21 protein-coding genes are annotated in these 23,935 nt (G+C 66.6%); 18 read left to right on the plus strand and 3 right to left on the minus strand.

Translation table 11 applies throughout. From position 1 onward, the window contains the following. Nucleotides 1-191: 191 nt before the first annotated feature. Nucleotides 192-2,246, minus strand: a complete 2,055-nt coding sequence (uvrB, locus tag BUC15_RS15225) for an excinuclease ABC subunit UvrB (protein ID WP_073189860.1) — start codon at nucleotides 2,244-2,246, stop codon at nucleotides 192-194. A gap of 151 nt (nucleotides 2,247-2,397) precedes the next feature. On the opposite strand from uvrB, the gene BUC15_RS15230 reads away from it, so the two are divergent. From BUC15_RS15230 to BUC15_RS15250, 5 genes are read left to right on the plus strand one after another with little or no spacing between them, the layout of a single operon-like run. Continuing rightward, nucleotides 2,398-3,432: an iron-siderophore ABC transporter substrate-binding protein gene (locus BUC15_RS15230; protein WP_073189862.1), complete on the plus strand. Its 1,035-nt coding sequence runs from the start codon at nucleotides 2,398-2,400 to the stop codon at nucleotides 3,430-3,432. A gap of 5 nt (nucleotides 3,433-3,437) precedes the next feature. Continuing rightward, a complete protein-coding gene (locus BUC15_RS15235) occupies nucleotides 3,438-4,475 on the plus strand; it encodes a FecCD family ABC transporter permease (RefSeq protein ID WP_217652267.1) in 1,038 nt (345 codons plus the stop codon). Beyond that, complete coding sequence (locus BUC15_RS15240) at nucleotides 4,472-5,497, plus strand: FecCD family ABC transporter permease (protein ID WP_073189864.1); 1,026 nt, start codon at nucleotides 4,472-4,474, stop codon at nucleotides 5,495-5,497. The genes BUC15_RS15235 and BUC15_RS15240 overlap by 4 nt, the downstream gene beginning before the upstream one ends. Beyond that, nucleotides 5,494-6,306, plus strand: coding sequence for an ABC transporter ATP-binding protein (locus BUC15_RS15245; protein ID WP_073189866.1), 813 nt, complete (start codon nucleotides 5,494-5,496; stop codon nucleotides 6,304-6,306). Before BUC15_RS15240 ends, BUC15_RS15245 begins: the two co-directional genes overlap by 4 nt. 17 nt (nucleotides 6,307-6,323) lie before the next feature. Continuing rightward, a complete protein-coding gene (locus BUC15_RS15250; RefSeq protein ID WP_073189868.1) occupies nucleotides 6,324-7,229 on the plus strand; it encodes a siderophore-interacting protein in 906 nt (301 codons plus the stop codon). Nucleotides 7,230-7,262: 33 nt separating this feature from the next. Here BUC15_RS15250 and BUC15_RS15255 read toward each other — a convergent pair whose 3' ends face one another. Next, nucleotides 7,263-7,958 (minus strand): maleylpyruvate isomerase family mycothiol-dependent enzyme, encoded by a 696-nt coding sequence (locus tag BUC15_RS15255; RefSeq protein WP_084189646.1) that lies wholly within the window; start codon nucleotides 7,956-7,958, stop codon nucleotides 7,263-7,265. A 34-nt stretch (nucleotides 7,959-7,992) separates the two neighbouring features. Here BUC15_RS15255 and uvrA point away from each other — a divergent pair, with 34 nt between their 5' ends. The 5 genes from uvrA to BUC15_RS15280 all read left to right on the plus strand — a co-directional run bounded on the left by uvrA (nucleotide 7,993) and on the right by BUC15_RS15280 (nucleotide 14,863). Then, a complete protein-coding gene (gene uvrA, locus BUC15_RS15260; protein WP_425443370.1) occupies nucleotides 7,993-10,836 on the plus strand; it encodes an excinuclease ABC subunit UvrA in 2,844 nt (947 codons plus the stop codon). A 96-nt stretch (nucleotides 10,837-10,932) separates the two neighbouring features. Then, entirely contained in the window at nucleotides 10,933-12,852 is a 1,920-nt protein-coding gene (uvrC, locus tag BUC15_RS15265; protein WP_073189899.1) for an excinuclease ABC subunit UvrC, read from the plus strand. A 66-nt stretch (nucleotides 12,853-12,918) separates the two neighbouring features. After that, nucleotides 12,919-13,509, plus strand: a complete 591-nt coding sequence (locus tag BUC15_RS15270) for a biotin transporter BioY (RefSeq protein ID WP_073189872.1) — start codon at nucleotides 12,919-12,921, stop codon at nucleotides 13,507-13,509. Then, complete coding sequence (locus BUC15_RS15275; RefSeq protein ID WP_073189874.1) at nucleotides 13,506-14,204, plus strand: energy-coupling factor ABC transporter ATP-binding protein; 699 nt, start codon at nucleotides 13,506-13,508, stop codon at nucleotides 14,202-14,204. The genes BUC15_RS15270 and BUC15_RS15275 overlap by 4 nt, the downstream gene beginning before the upstream one ends. Then, on the plus strand, nucleotides 14,201-14,863 hold the full coding sequence (locus tag BUC15_RS15280) for an energy-coupling factor transporter transmembrane component T family protein (RefSeq protein ID WP_073189877.1): 663 nt from the start codon (nucleotides 14,201-14,203) through the stop codon (nucleotides 14,861-14,863). Before BUC15_RS15275 ends, BUC15_RS15280 begins: the two co-directional genes overlap by 4 nt. On the opposite strand, the gene BUC15_RS15285 is transcribed toward BUC15_RS15280, so the two are convergent. Then, nucleotides 14,838-16,292 carry a peptide MFS transporter gene (locus BUC15_RS15285; protein ID WP_245788009.1) on the minus strand — a complete coding sequence of 485 codons (1,455 nt, stop codon included), beginning with the start codon at nucleotides 16,290-16,292 and terminating at the stop codon, nucleotides 14,838-14,840. The two genes, BUC15_RS15280 and BUC15_RS15285, sit on opposite strands and share 26 nt — an antisense overlap. 151 nt (nucleotides 16,293-16,443) lie before the next feature. Between BUC15_RS15285 and rapZ the strand changes: the two genes are divergently transcribed. The 8 genes from rapZ (at nucleotide 16,444) to BUC15_RS15325 (ending at nucleotide 23,298) form a co-directional block, all read left to right on the plus strand. Continuing rightward, nucleotides 16,444-17,304 (plus strand): RNase adapter RapZ, encoded by an 861-nt coding sequence (gene rapZ, locus BUC15_RS15290; RefSeq protein WP_073189881.1) that lies wholly within the window; start codon nucleotides 16,444-16,446, stop codon nucleotides 17,302-17,304. Further along, nucleotides 17,301-18,248, plus strand: coding sequence for a gluconeogenesis factor YvcK family protein (locus tag BUC15_RS15295; protein ID WP_073189883.1), 948 nt, complete (start codon nucleotides 17,301-17,303; stop codon nucleotides 18,246-18,248). Before rapZ ends, BUC15_RS15295 begins: the two co-directional genes overlap by 4 nt. Before the next feature lie 86 nt (nucleotides 18,249-18,334). Next, entirely contained in the window at nucleotides 18,335-19,318 is a 984-nt protein-coding gene (gene whiA / locus BUC15_RS15300; protein ID WP_073189885.1) for a DNA-binding protein WhiA, read from the plus strand. Between the two features lie 111 nt (nucleotides 19,319-19,429). Then, nucleotides 19,430-20,425, plus strand: coding sequence for a type I glyceraldehyde-3-phosphate dehydrogenase (gap, locus tag BUC15_RS15305; protein WP_073189901.1), 996 nt, complete (start codon nucleotides 19,430-19,432; stop codon nucleotides 20,423-20,425). A gap of 98 nt (nucleotides 20,426-20,523) precedes the next feature. Beyond that, entirely contained in the window at nucleotides 20,524-21,738 is a 1,215-nt protein-coding gene (locus BUC15_RS15310) for a phosphoglycerate kinase (RefSeq protein ID WP_073189887.1), read from the plus strand. Next, complete coding sequence (gene tpiA, locus BUC15_RS15315; RefSeq protein WP_073189889.1) at nucleotides 21,738-22,517, plus strand: triose-phosphate isomerase; 780 nt, start codon at nucleotides 21,738-21,740, stop codon at nucleotides 22,515-22,517. The genes BUC15_RS15310 and tpiA overlap by 1 nt, the downstream gene beginning before the upstream one ends. Before the next feature lie 124 nt (nucleotides 22,518-22,641). Then, nucleotides 22,642-22,887, plus strand: coding sequence for a preprotein translocase subunit SecG (secG, locus tag BUC15_RS15320; protein WP_073189891.1), 246 nt, complete (start codon nucleotides 22,642-22,644; stop codon nucleotides 22,885-22,887). Between the two features lie 54 nt (nucleotides 22,888-22,941). Further along, nucleotides 22,942-23,298, plus strand: a complete 357-nt coding sequence (locus BUC15_RS15325; RefSeq protein WP_073189893.1) for an RNA polymerase-binding protein RbpA — start codon at nucleotides 22,942-22,944, stop codon at nucleotides 23,296-23,298. Nucleotides 23,299-23,935 lie beyond the last annotated feature (637 nt).

Here is a 23,935-nt window from a genome sequence, read left to right on the forward strand (position 1 = left end):
AGACCCCCCGAGGGTCAGGTCCCGGGAGGGCCGGGGCCGAGGGAGACCCCCCGAGGGTCAGGTCCCGGGAGGGCCGGTGCCGAGGGAGACCCCCCGAGGGTCAGGTCCCGGGAGGGCCGGTGCCGAGGGAGACCCCCCGAGGGTCAGGTCCCGGGAGAGCCGGTGCCGAGGGCGACCCCGCGAGGAGACGGCTACTTGTTGGCCTCGATCATCCCGCGCAGTTCCTTCTTCAGATCAGAGATCTCATCGCGATGCCGGGCCGCGACCTCGAACTGGAGCTCGGCGGCCGCCTGATGCATCTGCTCGGTCAACTCGGCGATCAGCTTCGTCAGGTCGGCGGTTGCCATCTGCGACGGGTCGAGGCCGCGTCGGCCGCCCTTCTTGGCCGAGTCGAGCAGGGCGTCGGTGTCGGCGTCCTCGCGGGCCAGCATGTCCGAGACGTCCGCGATCCGCTTCCTCAGCGGCTGCGGGTCGATCCCGTGCTCGGTGTTGTAGGCCACCTGGATGGCCCGCCGCCGGTTTGTCTCATCGATGGCCGAGGCCATCGAATCGGTGATCCTGTCTGCGTACATGTGCACCTGACCAGCGACGTTACGGGCGGCTCGGCCGATCGTCTGGATCAGTGAGCGTTCGGAGCGGAGGAAGCCCTCCTTGTCGGCGTCGAGGATCGCCACCAGCGACACCTCGGGCAGGTCGAGACCTTCACGGAGCAGGTTGATGCCGACCAGCACGTCGTACTCGCCGAGCCGCAACTCCCGCAGCAGTTCGATGCGTCGGATGGTGTCGATGTCGGAGTGCAGGTAGCGGGTGCGGATGCCGTGGTCCATCAGGTAATCGGTGAGGTCTTCGGCCATCTTCTTCGTCAGAGTCGTGACGAGCACCCTCTCGTTGCGCCCGACCCGCAGCTTCACCTCGGCCATGAGGTCGTCGATCTGACCCTTTGTCGGCTTCAACACCACCTCTGGATCGACCAGCCCCGTGGGCCGGATGATCTGCTCGACGAACCCGTCACTGCGCTCCATCTCGTACGGCCCAGGCGTGGCCGAGAGATAGACCGTCTGCCCGATCCGGTCGACGAACTCATCGAACTTCAGCGGCCGGTTGTCGATGGCGCTGGGGAGCCGGAAACCGTGCTCGACCAAGGTTCGCTTGCGGGAGGCGTCACCCTCGTACATGCCCCCGATCTGCGGGATCGTGACGTGCGATTCGTCGACGACGAGCACGAAATCCTCCGGGAAGTAGTCGACCAGGCAGCTCGGCGCTGACCCGGCCGCGCGCCCGTCGATGTGGCGGGAGTAGTTTTCGATGCCCGAGCAGGTGCCGATCTGGCGCATCATCTCGATGTCGTAGCTGGTGCGCATCCGAAGCCGCTGCGCCTCGAGCAGCTTGCCCTCCGCCTCGAACTGGGCCAGGCGCTGCGCGAGTTCGGCCTCGATCGTGCCGATCGCCCGCTCCGTCCTCTCGTTGCCCGCCGAGTAGTGCGTCGCAGGGAAGACGTAGGCCTCGTCCTCCTCGAGGATCACGTTTCCGGTGAGCGGATGCATCGTCGCGATGCGCTCGACCTCGTCGCCGAAGAACTCGACCCGCAGCGCATTCTCCTCATACATCGGGAAGATCTCCAACGTGTCGCCCTTTACTCGGAAGGTGCCGCGGCCGCCGCCGATGTCGTTGCGGGCGTACTGGATGTCGACCAGGTGCCTGAGGAGGGCGTCGCGGTCGAACTCCTCGCCGACCCGCAAGGTGACGCGCTGCTGCAGGTACTCCTCGGGCGTGCCGAGGCCGTAGATCGCAGACACCGTCGCGACCACGATCACGTCGCGCCTGGTCAGCAGCGAACTCGTCGCGGCGTGGCGCATCCGCTCAACCTCCTCGTTGAGCGAGGAATCCTTCTCGATGTAGGTGTCGGTCTGCGGCAGGTACGCCTCGGGCTGGTAGTAGTCGTAGTACGAGACGAAGTACTCGACGGCGTTGTTGGGCATCAGGTCGCGCAGCTCGTTGGCGAACTGGGCGGCCAGGGTCTTGTTGGGCTGCATCACCAACATGGGCCGTTGTAGCCGCTCGGCCAGCCACGCGACCGTCGCCGTCTTGCCGGTACCGGTGGCGCCGAGCAGGACGACGTCCTTCTCGCCCGCGTTGATCCTTTTCTCGAGCTCGTCGATGGCGCGGGGCTGATCACCCGAAGGTTCGAACTCCGAGATCACCTCCAGCGGTGCCACCTGACGCTGCAGCTCTTCGATTGGTCGCATCCCATCAGCCTAGTGACCTCCTCCGACAATCAGTCCCGGGGCGGCCCCTGTTCGCCGCGAGGCTATTTAAGTGACGGACGGGTTGTCTATCTATGCAGCCAAGGGGATAAGGTAAGCCTCGCCTTAATCCTTCTCTGAGTGGAGCAACCCGATGAACCGGTTCCGAATTGGTGCAGCACTGGCGGTGGCGGCCGCGCTGCTGCTGGCGGCATGTGGCTCTGGCGACCCAGCCGCGACGTCCAGCCCCGGCACAGCGTTGGACGATGCAGGTCAGGCCGCCTTCCCCGTCACGATCACGCACACCTACGGCGAGACGGTGATCCCGGAGAAGCCGGAGCGCGTCGCGACGGTCGCCTGGGCGAACCATGAGGTCCCGCTCGCGCTCGGGGTCGTGCCCGTCGGCATGACCAAAGTGACCTGGGGCGATGACGACGACAACGGCGTCCTGCCCTGGGTCGAAGACGAACTCGAACGGCTCGGAGCCGAAACGCCGGTGCTTTTCGACGAGACCGACGGCATCCCGTTCGAGCAGATCGCAGACACCGAGCCGGACGTGATCCTCGCCTCGTATTCGGGCCTGACCCAGGAGGAGTACGACACGCTGTCCAAGATCGCTCCGACCGTTGCCTTCCCGGGCGTCGCCTGGGGCACCTCCGTGAACGACATGATCCGACTCAACTCGACGGCCATCGGGCTGGCCGAGGAGGGCGAAAAACTGATCGCGGACCTCGACACCCAGGTGCAGGATGCCTTGGCGGAGTTCCCGGATCTCGCCGAAGCGAAGGTGCTGTTCGCCTGGATCGACCCAGCCGACCTCAGCCAGGTCGGGTTCTACACCAGCCATGACACCCGTCCCGGATTCCTCGAGAGCATCGGCCTGCCGACCCCCCAGGTGGTCGCGGAGGAATCGGCCAAGACCGCGGAGTTCTTCGTCCAGGTCAGCGCCGAGCAGGCCGACCGCTTCGACGACGTGGACCTTTTCGTCACCTACGGCGATGCCGACGGCGACACCGTGGCCCAATTGCAGGCCGATCCGCTGCTGTCAAAGATCCCCGCGATCGCGGAGGGTCACATCGCCATCCTTGAGAACAACACCCCGCTGGCAGCCTCAGCCAACCCGTCGCCGCTGTCCATCCCCTGGGGGATCAGCGACTACTTCGCGCTCCTGGCGGAGAACCTGGGCTGAGCGCGGTGACCGTCCGCACCGAACCGCCCGACGTCGCGCCTCTACGGCGCCCGGCGGTGGTGCGCGCCGTGTTGCTGTTCGGTGGCCTCGTGCTGGTGGCGCTGCTCGTGGCCGCCTCCGTGGGGCTCGGCGTGCGCAGCGTCTCACTTTCCGACATCATCGCTGCGCTCGCCGGGCAGCAAGAGACCGTCGCTCAGGCGGCGGTGGTGGCCCGGGTACCGAGGACCGTGCTGGCGATCCTGGTGGGGGCGGCCCTCGCCGTCTCCGGCATGGCGATGCAGGCCGTCACCCGCAACCCGCTCGCCGACCCCGGCATCTTCGGTGTCTCCAGCGGAGCAGCACTGGCTGTCGTTATCGGCATCTCGTTCTTCGGGCTCAGTTCTCCCTGGTCGACGATGGGCCTTGCGGTTCTGGGGTCTGCCTGCGCCGCCGTCTTTGTCTACACCGTCGGCTCGCTCGGCAGGGGTGGCGCGACGCCCCTGAAACTGGCGTTGGCCGGGGCAGCGACGACAGCGGCGTTGGAATCCCTCGTCTCTGCCCTTCTGCTGCCCCGCGTTGAGGCGATGCAGATCTTCAGGTTCTGGCAGATCGGCGGCGTCGGCGGTGCCACCTGGGACAGGATCGCGCTCGTGGCGCCGGTGATCGGCATCGCGGCCGTCATCGTCGTGCTCACCGCACCGGGCATGAACTCACTCGCCCTTGGTGACGATGTGGCCACCGCACTGGGCGAGCGCGTCGCCCGCACCAGGGCCTTCGCCGCCATCGGCGCCGTCATCCTGTGTGGTGCGGCGACCTCGGTCGCCGGGCCCATCGCGTTCGTCGGGCTGGTGGTCCCGCACCTCGGTCGCCTCCTGATCGGCACCGACCATCGCTGGCTGTTGCCGCTGAGCGCGCTCCTCGGGGCCGCCCTGCTGCTCGCCGCCGACGTAGTGGGCCGCCTTGTGGCCCGGCCCGAGGAGGTGGAGGTCGGGGTCGTGACCGCCCTCATCGGCGCCCCATTCTTCATCTGGATCGTGCGCAGGCAGAGGGTGAGACAACTGTGAGCAGCGCCGCGATTATCGAGGGCCGGAAGCGCCGGTTGCGCCACCGTCGACTGACCATCACGCTCCTGACCGTGGCCATCATCGTGGTGTTCGCTGTCTCTTTGATGGTCGGCAACACGTTCTATGGACCGGGGGAGGTGCTGCGGGTGATCCTGGGCGACAGCGTCCCCGGGGCTTCCTTTGCGGTTGGTGAACTCCGGTTGCCCCGCGCCGTGATCGCGACGTTGGCGGGGGTCTCGTTCGGGATGGGTGGTGCCACGTTCCAGACGATGCTGCGTAACCCGCTCGCCTCGCCCGACATCATCGGCATCACCTCCGGCGCCAGCGCCGCCGCGGTGCTCGGCATCGTCTTCCTCTCCCTGTCCCAGACGGCGGTGTCGCTGCTCGCGCTCGCCGGAGCCCTCGCCACGGCCCTGGCGATCTACCTGTTGTCGATCAAGGGCGGTTTCGCGGGCACCAGGCTGATCCTGATCGGGATCGGCATCGCCGCCATGCTGAACAGCCTGACCACCTACGCACTGGCGCAGGCCGCGTCGTGGGATCTACAGACGGCGATGCGGTGGCTCACAGGTAGCCTCAACTCGTCGTCCTGGGAGGTTGCCGCCCCCCTCGCGGCGGTCTGCGTGCTCCTCGTCCCCGCACTCGCTCTTCAAGGCAGAAACCTCGCGGCCCTCGCTCTCGGCGATGACTCCGCCGCAAGCCTGGGGGTGCGGGTCAACCGGGTACGCGTCCTCCTGATTCTGGGTGCCGTGACGCTGCTCGCGGTCGCCACCGCAGCCACCGGTCCCATCGCATTTGTCGCTTTCATGGCAGGGCCGATCGCCGCACGCCTTGTCGGCCCCGGCGACGCTCTGCTGATTCCCGCCGGGGTCGTGGGTGCGTTGCTGGTGCTCCTGGCCGACCTCGTCGGTCAGTTCGCCTTCGACACCCGCTACCCGGTCGGCGTCATCACCGGGGTCCTCGGCGCCCCCTTCCTTATCTGGCTACTGATCCGCACCAACCGCTCAGGAGGCTCACTATGACCGTCTCGCATCAACTTTCAGCCGCTTCGCTGCGGCTCGCCTACGGTGAGCGCACCGTCATCGAACATCTGGACGTGGACCTGCCCGCGGGCAAGGTGACCGCGATCGTCGGAGCCAACGGCTGCGGCAAGTCCACTCTGCTGCGATCGCTGGCGCGGCTGCTGCCGCCTTCGGCCGGTTCCGTGCTGCTCGACGGCGCCGACCTGCGGCGGCTGCCTTCCAAGGGGGTGGCCCGCACGCTCGGGCTGCTGCCGCAGAGCCCGATCGCGCCGGAGGGCATCGCTGTGGCCGACCTGGTCGGGCGTGGACGCCACCCCCACCAGAAATTGCTGGCGCGCTGGAGCGCACGAGACTACGAGGCGGTCGCCGCTGCGCTTGAGGCGACCGGGATCACCGACCTCGCCGACCGCGCCGTCGACGAGTTGTCCGGCGGGCAGCGGCAGAGGGTGTGGATTGCGATGGCGCTCGCGCAGGAGACCGACATCCTCCTGCTCGACGAGCCCACCACCTTCCTCGACGTCGCGCACCAGGTGGAGATCCTCGACCTGCTGAGAGACCTCAACCGCGACCGGGGCACCACGATCGTGATGGTGCTCCACGACATCAACCTGGCCGCCAGGTACGCCGATCACATCTTCGCGCTGCGCCACGGCCGCATCGTCGCTGCGGGCACACCGGCCGACGTGGTTACCGCCGAACTGATCGAAGAGGTGTTTGAGCTCGACTCGCTCGTTATCGCCGACCCGGTCTCGGGTACCCCACTCGTGCTGCCCAGGGGCCGGCACCGGGTCCTGCCCGCCGCATCCTGAACCCGGAAGGAACCTCCATGAGCCTGGCCCCCGACCACCGCTTCTTCCGCGCCCCGGTCGCCTCGATCGTCGACGTGACGCCGAGCTTCCGGCGATTCACCCTCCGCGGCCCCGACCTCACCGACTACGGCGACCCCGGCTACGACCAGCGCGTCAAGATCGTTTTCCCGGGCGACGCGGGCCTTGACGCGATGCCCCGCGGCGAGGAGTGGTACCGGGAATGGCGGGAGCTTCCGACGGCGGGAAGGCCACCGTTTCGCACCTACACGACCCGCGCGGTGCGGGGCGAGGTGGGCGAGGTGGACTTCGACATGGTCGCGCACGCGGTGTCAGGCCCTGCCTCGGCCTGGATCGAGAGCGCTGCCGTCGGCGATGAACTACTGATCTACGGGCCGACGACGGCGCACACCGGAGTCAGCTACGCCATCGACTTCGTGCCTCCCGCAGAGACGGGCCAACTGCTCCTGGCAGGCGACGAGACGGCGGCCCCCGCGATCGCCGTCATCCTCGAACAGCTGCCACCCGAGGCGACCGGCGTCGTGGTCGCAGAGTTGCCGGCGACGGCCGACACCGGCTATCTGCCGCACCATCCGGGATTCGAGTATCGGGTGGTCGGGCGTGACGGTGGGCCGCGCCACCGGCATCTGGTCAACACGGTCGCTGAGGTCGCCGCCCGGCTCGTGCCGGACGGCTGCGGGGCCCTCGTGGAGGAGGTCGACATCGACGAAGGCCTGCTCTGGGAAGTACCACGAACCGCGAAAGGCGGTGCGGCGTTGAAGAGCGCCCCGCTCTACGCCTGGCTGGCAGGCGAGGCGACCGGCATCAAGACGCTGCGACGTCAACTCGTCACGGATGTGGGCATCGACCGTCGCGCCGTCGCCTTCATGGGGTACTGGCGTGAAGGCCGTGCCGAGGTCGAATAGGGGCGTCTCGAGGACTAAACGGTGCCGTCAGGCTCAGTCGTCGTCCTCGGAGCGGTAGATCAGTGACGACTCGACCCCACGCGTGAGCCAGGCGAACAGTTCGCGGGCGGGCCCGTTCATCTGGGTCAACGCACCCGAGCGACCGACCGTCCCCTCGAATCCCTCATCGGAGACCAGCCTGATCGGCGGCAGGTCGTCGCGACGACCCAGTAGGTCGACCTGGAACGCGAGGAGGGAGACCGCAGTCTCCGGAGTCATGCCGTCGGCAGGGAAGGGGCTGCCCAGGTCCATGTGGTGCAGCACCACCTCGCTCAACCTCGCGAGAGGCAACTGGCCTGCGGCGATCTGGCTGCCGGGCCGCAGGATGACGGGGCGGGTGTCGCCCTCAAGGCTGGCCAGCTCAAACTGCAATTCGCTCGCGGTGGTGTCGAGCTGGATCTGCAGCTCCAACCCGCTGGTGAGCGCCCCGATCTCTATCGCGCGACGTTTGGCCGACTGACTCTCATAGAGCCGGACCGGCTGGTCGGCTTCGAGGCCGCGGATCACCCGCACCATCGCCGTCGCGCCTTGGGCCAGATGCGCCGCGACGTGGCTGCGGGTCCATCCCGTGAGCCCGGTAGGGGCCGCCCAATCCTCCTCTGAGTATCCGATTGTGGTACCCAACAGGAGCGAAGTGTGTTCGCGGACCGCGCTCACGACCTCGGAAAACGGGGCGTGGTTGGTCGGCATGGGTCCAAGTTACCAAAGACGTACCATTGCGGGCGTGAATGATCGGCTGGTAGTGCGTGGCGCGCGTGTCCACAACTTGAAGAACGTCTCCCTCGAGCTCCCCAGGGACTCGCTCATCGTCTTCACGGGGCTGAGCGGTTCAGGAAAATCATCCCTGGCCTTCGACACGATCTTCGCGGAAGGGCAACGCCGCTACGTCGAGTCGCTGTCGGCCTATGCACGGATGTTCCTGGGGCAGATGAACAAGCCCGACGTCGACTTCATCGAGGGGCTGTCCCCGGCCGTCAGCATCGACCAGAAATCGACAAGCCGGAACCCCAGGTCGACCGTCGGCACCATCACCGAGGTGTTCGACTACCTGCGGCTCCTGTTCGCCCGGATCGGCGTGCCGCACTGTGAGGTGTGTGGCGCCGTCATCGGACGCCAGACGCCCCAGCAGATCGTCGACCGACTCCTCAGCCTCGACGACGGCACGCGGTTCCAGGTCCTCGCGCCGCTGGTGCGTGGAAGGAAGGGCGAACACGCCGAACTGTTCAGGCAACTGATCGGCGACGGCTACTCCCGCGTGAGGATCGACGGCGACACGTTCCCGCTCACCGAGCTGCCCGACCTGGACAAGAACCGGAAACACAACATCGAGGTCGTCGTCGACCGGGCCGTCGTCCGGGCCTCAGCCAAGCAGCGGATCACCGAGTCGATCGAGACTGCGCTCAATCTCGCCGGTGGCGTGGTGATCGCAGACTTCGTGGACCTGGCCGCCGACGACCCGGAGCGCGAGCGTCGCTTCTCAGAGAAGATGGGCTGCCCCAACGAACACGACGTCAACATCGACGAGCTTGAGCCGCGCCAGTTCTCCTTCAACGGGCCATGGGGCGCCTGCCCCGAATGCTCCGGCCTCGGCACCCTGCTCGACCCGGACCCCGAACTGATCATCCCCAACGACGACCTGACCCTGGATGAGGGTGCGATCGCGCCGTGGACGACCCCGACGATCAAGGGCCACTACGAGCACGTGCTCACCTCGCTCGGTGAGGAGCACGGATTCGACCTGTTCACCCCCTGGCGGCTCCTGCCCGCCGCCGTCCGCAAACTGCTCCTGCAGGGCGCCAAGGGCAACGTCGTGGTGAAGTACCGCAACCGCTTCGGCAGGGTCCGCTCCTTCTCACAGCGTTTCGAAGGCGTCATCCCGTTCATCCGCCGTCGCCACGACGAGGCCGAGACCGATTCGGCGCGTGAACGCTGGGGCGGCTACATGCGCGAGGTCAACTGCCCCGCCTGCGACGGCGCGAGGCTCAAGCCCGCCTCGCTAGGTGTGACGGTGGCCGGACGCAACATCGCACAGATCTCAGACCTGTCGATCGGGGAGGCCGCCGAGTTCCTGGCGGGCCTGAGCCTCACCGAGCGGGAGGCGACGATTGCCGAACGGCTGGTCAAGGAGATCAACGCGCGGCTGAAGTTCCTGCTCGACGTCGGGCTCGACTACCTGACCCTGTCACGTGGTGCCGGGACGCTGTCCGGCGGTGAGGCGCAGCGGATCCGGTTGGCGACCCAGATCGGGTCGGGCCTGGTTGGCGTTCTCTACGTTCTGGACGAGCCGAGCATCGGACTGCATCAGCGTGACAACCGGCGGTTGATCGAGACGCTGCACCGCCTCCGAGACCTGGGCAACACGCTCATCGTCGTCGAACATGACGAAGACACCATCCGCGCCGCGGACTGGGCCGTCGACATCGGCCCCGGCGCTGGCGAGGGGGGCGGCGAGGTCGTCGTCTCCGGGCCGGTGCAATCGCTGTTGAACAATCGCGAGTCGCTGACGGGGGCCTACCTTTCCGGACGGCTGAGTATCCCGGTACCCGAGGTGCGTCGCCCAGGCAACGGCTCGAAGATCGTGGTGCGCGGCGCCCGGGAGCACAACCTGCGCGACATCGACGTGACCTTCCCGCTCGGTGAGCTGATCGCCGTGACTGGAGTGTCCGGCTCCGGCAAGTCGTCGCTGGTCAATTCGATCCTGTACACGGCCGCGGCCAAGGCGATCTACAACGCCAAGGCGGTGCCGGGGAGACACAAGGCGCTCGATGGCCTGGACAACGTAGACAAGGTGATCCAGGTCGACCAGTCGCCGATCGGGCGCACCCCGCGCTCCAACCCCGCCACGTACACCGGCGTGTTCGACAAGATCCGCAACCTGTTCGCGCAGACCCCCGAGGCGAAGGTCCGCGGCTACCAGCCGGGCCGGTTCTCGTTCAACGTCAAGGGTGGGCGCTGCGACAACTGCATGGGTGACGGCACCATCAAGATCGAGATGAACTTCCTGCCGGACGTGTACGTGCCGTGCGAGGTGTGCCATGGCGCCCGCTACAACCGGGAGACGCTCGAGGTGCACTACAAGGGCAAGACGATCGCCGAGGTGCTCGACATGCCGATCAGCGAGGCCGTCGAGTTCTTCGCGCCGATCAACTCGATCGCGCGCTACCTGAAGACGCTCACCGAGGTCGGCCTCGGCTATGTGAGGCTCGGGCAGCCGGCGACGACCCTGTCCGGTGGTGAGGCACAGCGCGTCAAGTTGGCCGCCGAGTTGCAGAAGCGTTCGACCGGCCGGACCCTCTACGTGCTCGACGAGCCCACCACGGGCCTCCACTTCGAAGACATTCGGCGCCTGCTGGCGGTGCTGCAGCGCCTGGTCGACGCGGGCAACACCGTCGTCACGATCGAACACAACCTCGACGTGATCAAGTCGGCCGACTGGGTGATCGACATGGGGCCGGACGGCGGTTCGCGCGGCGGGACGGTGGTCGCGACGGGCACGCCTGAGGACGTGGCGGCAAACGACGACTCGGTGACCGGGCAGTTCCTCAAACCGATGCTCTCCCAAGCCTGAGAGGTGGGGCGGGCGCACAGGCATCAGGCCATGGGCGCCGTCAGCCCTGGATAGGCGGTACCGGTCGCTCCTGACGAGCGACCTATGATCGCTTGCATGGCCGACCCCTCAACCTACCGCCCACGCCCGGGCAGCATCCCGACCGATCCCGGGGTCTACCGGTTCTTCGACGCCTTCGGCAACGTCATCTACGTCGGCAAGGCCAAGAACCTGCGGCAGCGACTCAACTCCTACTTCGCCGACCCGTCTGCGCTTCATTTCCGCACCCAGACGATGGTGCGCACCGCGAACAAGGTCGAGTGGACCGTGGTCGCCTCAGAGTTGGAGGCGCTGCAACTCGAGTACACCTGGATCCAGCAGTTCGACCCACGGTTCAACGTCAAGTACCGCGACGACAAGTCCTACCCCTGGCTCGCGGTCACCATGGGAGAGGAATACCCACGGGTGTTCGTCGGCCGGGGCGCGAAGAAGCGTGGCATCCGCTACTTCGGCCCGTTCGGGCAGGCCTGGGCCATCCGGGACACGGTCGACCTCCTGCTGCGAGTGTTCCCGATGCGCTCCTGCACGCAGGGCGTGTTCAACCGGGCCAGGTCTTCCGGTCGCGCCTGCCTGCTCGGCGACATCGGCAAGTGCTCGGCGCCGTGCGTAGGCAGGGTCTCAGCAGAGGAGCATCGGGGGATCGCCGAGGACTTCTGCGCATTCATGGCCGGCAACACCGGCGGCATCATCGGCCGCATCGAACGCGAGATGTATCAGGCCTCATCAGATCTCAATTTTGAGCGGGCAGCCGTGCTGCGCGACTCGCTCGGGGCACTCAAACGGGTGCAGGAGAAGAACTCGGTCGTGCTGAAGGACGGCTTGCGCGCGGACATCATCGGGCTCGCCGACGACGGCCAGCAGGTGGCGGTCCAGGCGTTCCACGTCATCGACGGCCGCATCCTCGGGGAGCGTGGCTGGATCGCCGACCGAGCCGATGATCGGCCCCTCACCGAGCTGCTCGACGCGTTCCTTGAGCAGCTCTACACCGACGACCTGGAGATCCCACCCCACATCCTCTCCTCCGTCGAGGCCGAGGATGCGGTTGCCGCGCACCTGACCGTCCGGCGAGGGGGCAACGTGACGATAAAGGTGCCGCTGCGCGGCGAGAAGCGGGCGCTGCTCGACACCGCAGTCAAGAACGCCGAACTGGCGCTCAGCCAGGCGAAGCTGAGGCGCTCCACCGACCTGACGACCCGGAACCTGGCGCTGGACGAGGTGGCGCGTGCGCTCGACCTCACCGAGCCGCCACTGCGGATCGAGTGCTACGACATTTCACACACCATGGGCACCGAGGTCGTCGGGTCGATGGTGGTGTTCGAAGACGGCCTGGCCCGCAAGAGCGAATACCGCCGGTTCATCATCAAGGGCTTCGAGGGCAGCAACGACGTCGCGGCCATCCGAGAGGTGCTGAGTCGACGGCTGCGTCGGCTGGTGGACGAACGGACCTCCGACGTTCTCGTCGACGCCACGACCGGCGAGGCGGCGAAGTTCGCCTATGCACCCGCACTGATCGTGGTCGACGGTGGCCAGCCTCAGGCCAACGCCGCAGCCGAGGTGTTGCGCGAGTTCAATCTCGAGGGCGAGATCGCCCTGTGTGGGCTCGCGAAGCGGCTCGAGGAAGTGTGGCTGCCGGGGGAGGATTACCCGGTCATCCTGCCCCGCGCCTCCGAGGGTCTCTACCTCCTGCAGCGGCTGCGCGACGAGGCACACCGCTTCGCGATCACGCACCACCGGTCAAGGCGGGCCAAACACGTGGTCGAGTCCGTGCTGGACGGGGTGCCGGGTCTAGGCGAGTTGCGCAGGAAGGCGCTGCTGAAGTACTTCGGGTCGATGCGGAAACTGCGGCTGGCAACGGTCGAAGAGATCGCCGAGGTCCCTGGGTTCGGGCCGACTCTCGCGCTCGCGGTCAAGGAGGCGGTCGCCGACACCGGAGGTGAGGCGATCAACCTCGCCACCGGGGAGGTGAGTGAGATCTGAGACCCGATTTGAACGTCGTTCAAAACGGGTGGTTAGATAGGTGCGCCCCATGAACCAGGAGGACCCATGACCACGCAGAGTGCATCCCGCCCCAGGGCGGCAATCGCGCCGATGGACCTGGCCTACATCGCCGTCTTCGCGGCGCTGCTCGCCGCCATGTCGCTGACCCCCGCCATCCCCGTAGCGGGGCTTCCCGCCCCGATCACGCTCCAGACTCTCGGCGTCATGCTGGCGGGACTCTGCCTCGGCGCGTGGCGTGGAGCCGCCGCTGTCGGCTTGTACCTGCTCGTCGGCCTGGCGGGCATCCCGGTCTTCGCGGGCGGCGCGGCCGGTATCGCGCCGTTCGTCGGGCCCACCGGGGGCTACCTCGTCTCCTTTCTGATCTCAGCCTTCGTGATCGGGCTGGCGGCCTCGTGGATCGTCCGGCGCGCCGACAAGCTGCGGTTCGTCTGGTTCGTGGCCGCGTGCCTCGTGTCGCGGGTCGTTGTCATCTGGCCACTTGGCGTCTTCGGCATGGCCCGGGCGCTAGGCAAGCCCATGTCGACGATGTGGGTCGCCGACCTCGCCTTCTGGCCGGGGGACGTGATCAAGACGGTTATCGCCTGCCTGATCGCCGTCGCGGTTCACAAGGCCTTCCCGAGGTTGCTTGGCCGATGATCCAACTGCGTGACGTCTCGGTGCGCGTGCCGGTCATCGGTCGGAACGCGCCCGACCGCACGCTCCTGGATGCCGTCTCACTCGATCTGACCGAGCATCGGATCGCGGTCATCGGCGCCAACGGGTCGGGCAAGTCGACGTTGTTGCGGCTGCTCAACGGGCTACGGACGCCGAGCAGCGGCCAGGTGCTCGTGGCAGGCCACGACACGGTCGAGGAGGCCAAGACCGTCCGTTCCCTGGTCGGGTTCGTGTTCACGGATCCGCTGGCGCAACTCTTGATGCCGACGCCCGTCGAAGATGTCGAACTGAGCCTCAGAACCCGGATCCGCAACCGGGTGGCCCGGGCCGATGCGGCCCAGCGGCTGCTCGATGAGCGGGGGATCGGGCGGGTCGCGCACCAGAGCATCTACGACCTCAGTGGAGGGGAACGGCAACTGGTCGCGCTGACCAGCGTGCTGGCGGTCGAGCCTGAGGTGATCGTCGCGGACGAACCCACCACGCTGCTGGACCTGCGAAACAAGCTGATGCTGCGGGACATCTTCGAGACACTCCCGCAGCAGTTGATCTTTTCGACGCACGACCTCGATTTCGCCCGCGAGGCGCAGCGGGTCATCGTCATCGATGGTGGCCGCGTGATGGCCGACGGCGACCCTGACGCGGCGATCGCCGCCTACGCGGGGGCGATGCGGGCATGAACGCGCGCACGACGCTGTTCGGCACCTTCGAGCCGGGTGACGGGTGGCTCTTCAGGATGCCGGTCGGCTGGAAGTACGCGTTGATGCTCGGCATCGCGTTGCCGCCGCTGTTCATCTGGGAATGGTGGGCCACACTTGCAGCGTTGGTCCTCGCGGTCGGCGCCCTGCTGAGCTCAGGCATCGGGGCGCGCAGGGCTCTGGCGCTTGGTTGGTACCTGTGGGCGCTGCTCGCCGCGATGGCGCTCTATCAGGCGGCGTCGACGCTGTTCGAGGCCGCGTTCGTTTCGCCGGGGAACGTGCTGGCAGCGGTTCTCGCATCCCGGATGTTGACGCTCACCACGTCGACGCCTGACCTGATGGACGCGCTGTCCACCGCGCTCAGGCCCATCCGACTGGTCGGCGGGAACCCGGATTCGGTTTCGCTCGTGATCGCTTTGATGCTCCGCTCGATCCCGTACCTTGCCGGGTCGTTGCAGGATGCCCGCGATGCGGCGCGGGCCCGTGGGTCGGAACGCAACCCGGTCCTGCTGCTGAGCCCGGCCGTCGTCGGGTCGGTGGCCTACGCGCAGCGCACCGGTGAGGCGCTGCACGCCCGGGGGCTGCCCGGAGACCGACCCGACGACCGGCCGAGGATCAACGCAGGCCGCGCATCATCTTGACGATCCAACGGTTTAACACGGCCATCACGGCCGCCACCACGATCGATGCGATGCCGAGGAACAGGAAGTAGGGGACCTCGTTGTTCGGGTTGTAGAACCCGGCGAGCGTGCCGGCCATCGAGGAACCCAACGCCACGGACAGGAAGAACAGCGCGATCATCTGCGTGTGGAACGCCTTCGGCGCCAGCTTCGTCGCAAGCGACTGGCCGACGGGGCTCAGGCACAGCTCGGCCATCGTGAACAGGAACAGGATCAGCACGATCCACAACAGAGGCGTCGAGTTCGCGCCCCCGTTGGCGTAGGGGATGAACAGCAGGAAAGCCGCACCCATCAGGAACGTGCCGGACGCGAACTTCAGTGGAGTGCTCGGCTGACGCGAACCCATGGCGGTCCACATTGCGGCGAACACGCCAGCGAAGATGATGATGAACACCGGGTTGATCGAGTTCACCCAGGCCGGGCTCATCTCCCAGCCGAGGATGGTGCGATTCAGGCGCTTGTCGGCGTAGAGCGCGATAACGGTGAACTGTTGCTGGAACAGAGACCAGAAAGTGGCGCTGGCCAGGAACATCGGGATGAACGAGATGACGCGGGAGCGTTCGTCGGCGGTGATGTTCTTGGAGGACAGGATGACGGCGAACAGGGCGACCGCGGTGATGAGGGTCAGGGCCGTGACGATGTTCGAGAGCCGGGCGGCGGGGAGTAGCCCGAACTTGGCGGCCCCCGCGATGACCAGGACGGCGGCCACGGCGATGCCCAGGTATCGGCTCCTCTGGTTGGCGGGCAGCGGGTTGGTGGGCGCCTTGCCGACATTTCCGATCGTGCGGCGACGTAGCAGCGCGTACTGGATGAGGCCGCAGGCCATGCCGATCGCGGCGGCACCGAAGCCCCAGTGGAAGCCTCTCTCGCCCCACAACCAGCCGGTCAGCAGCGGGCCGACCAGGGCGCCGAGATTGACTCCCATGTAGTAGATGGAAAAGCCTGCGTCGCGTCGGTTGTCACCGAGCGCATACATCTCGCCGAGCACCGAGGAAGTGGTCGCCTTGAGGGTGCCGGAGCCGAGCGCGACGCAGATCAGGCCCACACCGACGCCGATGAGCCCCGGGAGGACCGCCAGCGCGATGTGGCCGAACATGATCAGGACGGCGCCGTAGAAGAGGGTCCTTTCCGACCCGAGGAGCCTGTCGGCGACCCAGGCACCGAGCACGGCGGAGAGGTAGACGAGGCCACCGTAGGCGCCGACGATCGAGACGGCCGCGGCCTCGGGCAGGCCGAGCCCGCCCTTGGTGACGGAGTAGTAGAGGTAGAAGGCGAGAATGGCCTGCATGCCATAGAAGCTGAAGCGCTCCCACATCTCGACGCCTGCAAGGTTCCAGAGCCCGGCAGGGTGTCTCCTGCTGGTCTCTGTGGTCAGTTGCTCAGAAATCACTCCTCCCACTTTGCCACTTCCCCGGGTCAAGATCTGAGTCGTGGCCCCCCGACGCCGCGCGGAGCCCGTATGCTACGCGCGCGTTCACGGCATCCCGCCCGCGCAATGCCTTCTCGTGCATGCAGGCGTGACTGGCCGATAGGCTGGGCGCATGGCCGACGACCTTGAGATCGCACTGATCACCGGACTCTCCGGCGCCGGTCGGCGGACCGCTGCCCACACCATGGAGGATCTGGGCTGGTACGTGGTGGACAACCTCCCGCCCAAGATGATCCCCGCGCTGGCCGAAACGCTGCGTCAGGACCACGTCCCGAGGCTCGCGATCGTCGTCGATGTGCGCTCCCGGGAGCAGTTCGACCAGGTGCCGGCCGCTCTGGCCGAGATCAGGTCGAGGGGGGTCATCGTCACCACCGTCTTTCTGGAGGCGGCCGAAGACGTCATCGTCCAGCGCCAGGAGTCGAACCGCAGACCCCTCCCGTTGCAGGGCGGCGACCGCCTGATCGAAGGGATCGAGCGGGAACGCCGCGTCCTGGCCGACCTGCGGGCTGAAGCCGACATCGTCGTCGACACCACGAGGCTTTCGGCCCGGCAGTTGGCGCAGCGGATCGCCAACCATTTCGGCGACGAGTTGACCGACAAGGTCCAGATCTCGATCATCTCCTTCGGGTTCAAGAACGGTGTGCCCATCGATGCTGAGATGGTCTTCGACGTCCGGTTCCTACCCAACCCGTTCTGGATTCCCGAGCTTCGGCCCAAGTCGGGCCTCAGCCGCGACGTAGCGGGTTACGTGCTGAAGCACGAGGCGGCGCAACAGTTCCAGGACCACATGGTCGCGCTGATGAAGACCGTCGCCCCCGGCTACCTGTCCGAGGGCAAGCGGCAGGTCACCGTGGCCATCGGATGCACCGGCGGCAAGCATCGCTCCACCTCGATGGGCGAGGAACTGGCGACGAGGCTCCGGGCGGAGGGCTTCCCCACGACGGTGCTCCACCGGGATCTGGGGAAGGAATGAGTTTCGGCGTCCTGCCCCGCGTCGTCGCCCTCGGCGGCGGCCACGGCCTGTCCGCCTCACTCACGGCCCTCAGACGGATAACCGATCGTCTGACTGCGGTGGTCACCGTCGCCGACGACGGTGGCTCCTCCGGGCGGCTCCGAGACGAGTTCCACATCCTCCCCCCGGGGGACCTACGGATGGCCCTTGCCGCGTTGTGCTCGGATGACAACGTCGGACGCACATGGGCGAATGTGCTGCAGTGGCGGTTTGCGGGGGAGGGACCCCTGGCCGGCCATGCCATCGGCAACCTGCTGATCGCAGCACTGTGGCAGCAATTCGACGACCCGGTCGAAGGGCTCGACATGGTAGGTGACCTGCTCCGCACCAGGGGTCGGGTGCTGCCGATGAGTTCCGTGCCGTTGGAGATCGAGGCGGACGTGCTCGGCCTCGACCCCTTCGAACCGGACGAGGTGTGTACCTTGAGCGGGCAGTCGACCGTGGCGAAGTCGCGCGCGACAGTGCAGGCAATCCGGCTGATCCCTGAGGCACCACCCGCCCGCGCCGAGGCCGTCCAGGCCATCATGCAGGCAGACAGCGTGGTGCTGGGTCCGGGGTCCTGGTTCACAAGCGTGATCCCGCACCTGCTGGTACCGGACCTCGCCAAGGCACTCCTGACGACCACCGCAAGGCGCATCCTTGTCCTCAACATCGCGCCCGCAGACGAAACCGACGGATTCAGCGCCTCCCGGCACATCGAGTTGCTTGCCGAACACGCACCGGGGCTACGGCTCGACGTGGTGGTAGCAGATGAACAGTTCGCCGACACCGACCCACATCTGGGGTCCTATGTCGCGTCGCTTGGTGGCCGACTCGTCAGCGCCGATCTGGCGGTGCGTGGAGGCGCCGCTCAGCACGACCCGAACCGGCTCGCCTCAGTGCTGCACGAGGTTATCAACGCTTGAGGACCGCTGATCAGCCATGTCCTCGCGGAGAACAGCACTGATCAGCACTTCCTGAGCGTGTGGCCGCTTGTGGCAGACTTCGGCCCATGGCTCTGACGCAGAAGGTGAAGGCCGAGTTGGCCGCCGTGGACGTGCCGCACCCGCCGGTGCGGCGTGCGGAGTTGGCCGCCATGCTGCGTTTCGCCGGTGGGATCCACCTGGTAGGCGGCCGGATCGTGATCGAGGCGGAGTTCGATACCGGAGCGGTGGCGCGAAGGCTCCGGAGCCACATCTCCGAGCTGTACTCCATCGACTCGGACCTGTTGGTGATCAACGCGTCCGGGGTCCGTCGGGGGCCGCGATACACCGTCCGAGTGGTGCGTGAGGGTGAACAACTGGCTCGGATGACGGGCCTGGTCGACCAGTTCCGGCGCCCCGTGCGGGGGCTGCCGCCAACCGTGGTCAGCGGCTCTGTTGCCGATGCGGTGGCCGTGTGGCGCGGCGCATTCCTGGCGCGCGGTTCCCTGACCGAGCCGGGCCGATCAATGTCGCTCGAGGTCACCTGCCCCGGCGCGGAGGCGGCGCTGGCTCTGGTGGGTGCAGCCCGCAGGCTTGGGATATCCGTAAAATCGCGCGAGGTACGAGGGGTCGACCGGGCTGTGATCCGTGACGGAGACGCCATCGCCGAGCTTCTCACCCGCATGGGCGCTGCGGAGACCCGCATCGCGTGGGACGAGCGACGCAGGCGCCGGGAAGTGCGCGCGTCGGTCAACAGGTTGGCCAACTTCGACGACGCGAACCTCAGGCGCTCGGCCCGGGCAGCGGTCACCGCAAGCGCGCGTGTCGAGCGGGCGATGGAGATCCTGGGGGAGGATATTCCCGAGCATCTTCGGCTGGCAGGTGAGTTGCGGCTGGCCCACCGGCAGGCGAGCCTGGAGGAACTCGGCAGACTGCACGAACCGCCGCTCACGAAGGACGCGGTGGCGGGCAGGATCCGCCGTCTGCTGGCCACGGCTGACCGAGCGGCAGAGAAGGCAGGCATCCCGAACACCGAGGCCAGCCTGCCCGCGGATCTTAGGGACGACGAGTAGATCGAGGCTTATTAGTCCCCGCCGCTTGCTCCGGCCCCTGAGACGGTTAGGATGAACTTGTCCGTATGCGTCGATGAGGCGCTTGGTAGCTCGAAAGGGATCGAATTCCACATGACCGTTAAGGTTGCAATCAACGGGTTTGGCCGCATCGGCCGCAACTACTTCCGGGCGCTTGTCGCCGCGGGGGCCGATCTTGATGTCGTCGCCGTCAACGACCTGACCGACAACAAGACGCTGGCCCACCTCCTCAAGTACGACTCGATCCTCGGGCGCTTCCCCGGCGAGGTCACCTACAACGATGAGGCCATCATCATCGATGGCAAGGAGATCAAGGCATTCGCCGAGAAGGATCCCGCCAACCTCCCCTGGGGCGAGCTGGGCGTCGACATCGTCATCGAGTCCACCGGCTTCTTCGTGGACGCGACCAAGGCCCACGCGCACATCGACGCTGGCGCCAAGAAGGTGCTCATCTCCGCCCCGGCGAAGAACGAGGACATCACCATCGTCATGGGTGTCAACGACAACCTGTACGATCCGGCAGCGCACAACATCATCTCCAACGCGTCCTGCACGACCAACTGCCTCGCCCCGATGGCCAAGGCCCTCAACGACGGCCTCGGCATCGTCAAGGGTCTGATGACCACGATCCACGCCTACACGCAGGATCAGAACCTGCAGGACGGCCCGCACAAGGATCTGCGTCGCTCGCGCGCCGCCGCCCTCAACATGGTTCCCACCACCACCGGCGCGGCCAAGGCCGTTTCCCTGGTGCTGCCCGAACTGAAGGGCAAGCTCGACGGCTACGCCATGCGCGTCCCCACCCCGACCGGTTCCGCGACCGACCTCACCTTCGAGGCCTCCCGCGAGACCACCGTCGAAGAGGTCAACGCGATCGTCAAGGCAGCAGCCGACGGCAAGGTCCTCGTCTACACCGAGGATGAGATCGTCAGCAAGGACATCGAGACCGACCCGGCCTCCTGCGTCTTCGACTCCAAGCTCACCAAGGTGATCGGCAACCAGGTCAAGGTTCTCGGCTGGTACGACAACGAGTGGGGCTACTCCAACCGTCTCGTCAACCTCACCGAGCTCGTCGCCTCGAAGCTCTGATCCCGCCACTTCCCAAGTGCGCTGAACGACGGCCCCGTGTTCCCCAATGGGGATCGCGGGGCCGTTTCACACCAAAGACTAGAAAGGTCCACCTTGAAATGAAGTCCGTTGCAGACCTCGGTGATCTCACCGGCAAGCGGGTCCTCATCCGCTGCGATTTCAACGTTCCGCTGGATGCTGAAAAGAACATCACCGACGACGGCCGCATCCGGGCCGCGCTCCCGACGCTGACGCAGCTGCGTGAGGCCGGTGCGCGCATCGTCATCATGGCCCACCTCGGCCGCCCGAAGGGTGAGGCGAATCCCAAGTACTCGCTGGCCCCCGTCGCCGCACGGCTCGGTGAGCTGTTGGGCACCGACGTCCACCTCGCCGCCGACGTCGTCGGAGAGTCGGCTCAGGCCACCGTCGCGGCCCTGTCCGACGGAGAGGTCGCACTGCTGGAGAACGTTCGATACGAGCCAGCCGAGGAGTCGAAGGACGAGGCTGCCCGGGCCGAACTCGCCGCGAAGTATGCCGCATTCGGCGATGTGTTCGTCTCCGACGGTTTCGGCGTCGTGCACCGCAAGCAGGCGTCCGTCTACGACGTCGCCAAGCTGCTGCCCAACGCCGCCGGTTCGCTGGTCGCAAAGGAGGTCAGCATCCTCAAGGCGCTGACGGAGAACCCCGAGCGCCCCTACGCCGTCGTCCTGGGCGGTGCGAAGGTCGCCGACAAGCTCTCCGTGATCGACAACCTGCTCAAGGTCGCCGACACGCTGGTCATCGGCGGCGGCATGCTGTTCACGTTCCTGGCGGCCCAGGGTAAGGGCATCGGCAAGTCGCTGGTGGACGAGGGCAACCTCGAGACCTGCCGCAACTACCTCGCGGAGGCTGAGGCCGCAGGCAAGAGGATCCTGCTGCCGGTCGACGTACGTGTCGCCGACGGCATGGACTTCGGCGCCCGGGAGGTGTTCGGCCCCGTCGATGTGGTCTCGGTCGACGCGATCCCCGCAGACAAGATGGGGCTCGACATCGGCCCTGAGTCTGAGGTGCTCTTCGCCGATGCCATCAAGGCGGCAAAGACCGTGTTCTGGAACGGCCCCATGGGTGTCTTCGAGATCAAGGAACTCGCCGAAGGCACCGCCGCGGTAGCCAAGGCGCTGACCGAGGTCGACGGGTTGTCCGTCGTGGGCGGCGGCGATTCAGCCGCAGCGGTCCGCACCCTCGGGCATTCCGACGACGAATTCGGTCACATTTCAACCGGCGGCGGAGCGTCGCTGGAATTCCTGGAGGGCAAGGAACTGCCCGGCATTTCCGTACTGGAGGAGAACAACTGATGTCCCGCACGCCAATCATGGCCGGCAACTGGAAGATGAACATCGACCATGTCGAGGCCACCGGACTCGTGGAGAAGATCCACTACACCCTCGTCGACAAGGACTGGGACCCGAAGAAGTCGGAATGCGTGCTCTGTGTGCCGTTCACCGACATTCGCACCGTCCGCACCTTGCTCGACGGCGACCGCATCCCGTTCGGGCTTGGTGCACAGAACGTGTCCCAGCACGACAACGGCGCCTACACCGGTGAGATCTCGACCGCGATGCTGAAGAAGCTGAACGTCGGCTACGTGGTCCTCGGCCACTCCGAGCGTCGCCAGTACTTCGGTGAGACCGATGAGCTTGTCAACGCCAAGACCCTCAAGGTGCTTGGCGCCGGCATGATCCCGATCGTCTGCGTCGGTGAAGGCCTCGACATCCGCAAGGCAGGGGAGCACGTCGAGTACACCCTCAACCAGGTCCGCGGCGCGCTCGCTGGCCTCAGCGCTGAGCAGGTCGCAGGCCTGGTCATCGCCTACGAACCGGTCTGGGCCATCGGCACCGGCGAGGTCGCCACCCCGGCCGACGCGCAGGAGGTGTGCGGCGCAATCCGCGGCGAGGTCGCCTCGTTGTATGACGGGCCTACCGCTGAGGCGGTCCGCATCCAGTACGGCGGCTCGGTGAAGTCCGGCAACGTGGTGCAGATCATGGACCAGCCCGACATCGACGGCGCACTCGTCGGTGGCGCGAGCCTCCAACCGGAGGAGTTCGCGGCGATCGTACGGTTCTACCAGCTCTGATCTAGCAGCGCGGCGGTGTCTCGACCACGGTCGGGACACCGCCGCGTCGTGCTTGCTACGCTGGAGTGCCGATGTGGAATTACTTGGCTTGTCGGATAACATGTAACCCGTGATTGTCCCCTTGATGTCCTGGCCCGTCATGACGCTTTCGATCATCGTCTCGATCCTGAGCGTCATCCTCGCGGCTACCGTCCTCCTCCACAAAGGCCGTGGCGGCGGAATGTCAGATTTGTTCGGTGGTGGCATGTCCACCTCCATGGGCGGAGCCTCCACGGCGGAGCGTCGGCTCGACCGGATCACGGTCATCCTGGCGCTTCTGTGGCTGCTGACCATCGCCGGTCTGCTGGTGCTCTACCGCATCGAAGTCTGACGACTTCAGGGCAATTCACGACATTTCTCCCTTCTTCTTAGGAGCATACAAATAGTGGCTGGTGGCAACGCCATTCGTGGTACACGTGTCGGTGCGGGTCCAATGGGCGAGGCGGAGCGGGGTGATACCGCTCCTCGCCGTAATGTTTCGTATTTTTGTTCGGGTGGTCATGTGACTCGTCCGACGTTCGCGGCTGATGCTCAGATTCCGGAGTCTTGGGATTGTCCGCGGTGTGGGTTGCCGGCGAACATGGATGCGGAGAATCCTCCGCCGCCGCCGAAGATCACGCCGTACAAGACGCATCTGGCTTATGTGAAGGAGCGTCGTACTGAGGCGGAGGCTGCTCAGATCCTTGAGGAGGCTGTGACGGCGTTGCGTGCGCGTCGGGCCAGCGGCGAGGTCATCTACTAAGAACCTGCTTATGAAACGGGCCCCGGCTTCAAGCCGGGGCCCGTTTCGTGTTGGAGCACACGAGTAATGGCTGGTTCCCACGCCATTCGCGGTTCCAAATGGTCGTGGGGTACGGGACGGCGAGGAGGCGGTGGTCGATGTTCGTGGGCGGACGGAGCAGAATCGACCAGTGGCCGATTTTCGCGCGTGGTGTCGGGGCGAGCTGAGCCTAGTGCAGCGTCGCCACGACACCAGCGATCCGCCGTCGTCACCAGGGATATGCCGTCGACACCAGCGTTCCGCCGTCGATACCTGCGGAAGGGCTGGTCACCAGCGGTATACGGCTGGTGTTCAGCGATACTGCTGGTATCGGCCGCAAACCGCTGGTGTCCCACGCCGATCACCAGCATCAGCGTCGTCTCGAGGCACGGTGCCGTGGGGACGCCCGGTCGCTGGCCGGGCGCGCGTCACCAGCGTTCCGGCGTCGATACCTGCGGAAGTGCTCGTCACCAGCGGTATACGGCTGGTGTCCAGCGATACTGCTGGTATCGGCCACAAACCGCTGGTGTCCAGCAATACCGCTGGTATCCACAATCCGCTGGTGTCCACGACCATCACAACTCGACGGTCGAACACGACAGGCCCCACAGTCACTCAG

The sequence above is a fragment of the Tessaracoccus bendigoensis DSM 12906 genome (assembly GCF_900141915.1).
Lineage (GTDB): Bacteria > Actinomycetota > Actinomycetes > Propionibacteriales > Propionibacteriaceae > Arachnia > Arachnia bendigoensis.

Bases quoted from the DNA above. Each gene is read 5' to 3' on its own strand.
- gap (WP_073189901.1), top strand. From the start codon at position 19,430: ATGACCGTTAAGGTTGCAATCAACGGGTTTGGCCGCATCGGCCGCAAC.
- rapZ (WP_073189881.1), top strand. From the start codon at position 16,444: ATGGCCGACGACCTTGAGATCGCACTGATCACCGGACTCTCCGGCGCC.
- uvrC (WP_073189899.1), top strand. From the start codon at position 10,933: ATGGCCGACCCCTCAACCTACCGCCCACGCCCGGGCAGCATCCCGACC.
- BUC15_RS15295 (WP_073189883.1), top strand. From the start codon at position 17,301: ATGAGTTTCGGCGTCCTGCCCCGCGTCGTCGCCCTCGGCGGCGGCCAC.
- BUC15_RS15245 (WP_073189866.1), top strand. From the start codon at position 5,494: ATGACCGTCTCGCATCAACTTTCAGCCGCTTCGCTGCGGCTCGCCTAC.
- BUC15_RS15275 (WP_073189874.1), top strand. From the start codon at position 13,506: ATGATCCAACTGCGTGACGTCTCGGTGCGCGTGCCGGTCATCGGTCGG.
- BUC15_RS15230 (WP_073189862.1), top strand. From the start codon at position 2,398: ATGAACCGGTTCCGAATTGGTGCAGCACTGGCGGTGGCGGCCGCGCTG.
- BUC15_RS15255 (WP_084189646.1), bottom strand. From the start codon at position 7,958: ATGCCGACCAACCACGCCCCGTTTTCCGAGGTCGTGAGCGCGGTCCGC.
- uvrB (WP_073189860.1), bottom strand. From the start codon at position 2,246: ATGCGACCAATCGAAGAGCTGCAGCGTCAGGTGGCACCGCTGGAGGTG.
- tpiA (WP_073189889.1), top strand. From the start codon at position 21,738: ATGTCCCGCACGCCAATCATGGCCGGCAACTGGAAGATGAACATCGAC.
- BUC15_RS15280 (WP_073189877.1), top strand. From the start codon at position 14,201: ATGAACGCGCGCACGACGCTGTTCGGCACCTTCGAGCCGGGTGACGGG.
- BUC15_RS15270 (WP_073189872.1), top strand. From the start codon at position 12,919: ATGACCACGCAGAGTGCATCCCGCCCCAGGGCGGCAATCGCGCCGATG.
- BUC15_RS15310 (WP_073189887.1), top strand. From the start codon at position 20,524: ATGAAGTCCGTTGCAGACCTCGGTGATCTCACCGGCAAGCGGGTCCTC.
- secG (WP_073189891.1), top strand. From the start codon at position 22,642: ATGTCCTGGCCCGTCATGACGCTTTCGATCATCGTCTCGATCCTGAGC.
- BUC15_RS15250 (WP_073189868.1), top strand. From the start codon at position 6,324: ATGAGCCTGGCCCCCGACCACCGCTTCTTCCGCGCCCCGGTCGCCTCG.
- whiA (WP_073189885.1), top strand. From the start codon at position 18,335: ATGGCTCTGACGCAGAAGGTGAAGGCCGAGTTGGCCGCCGTGGACGTG.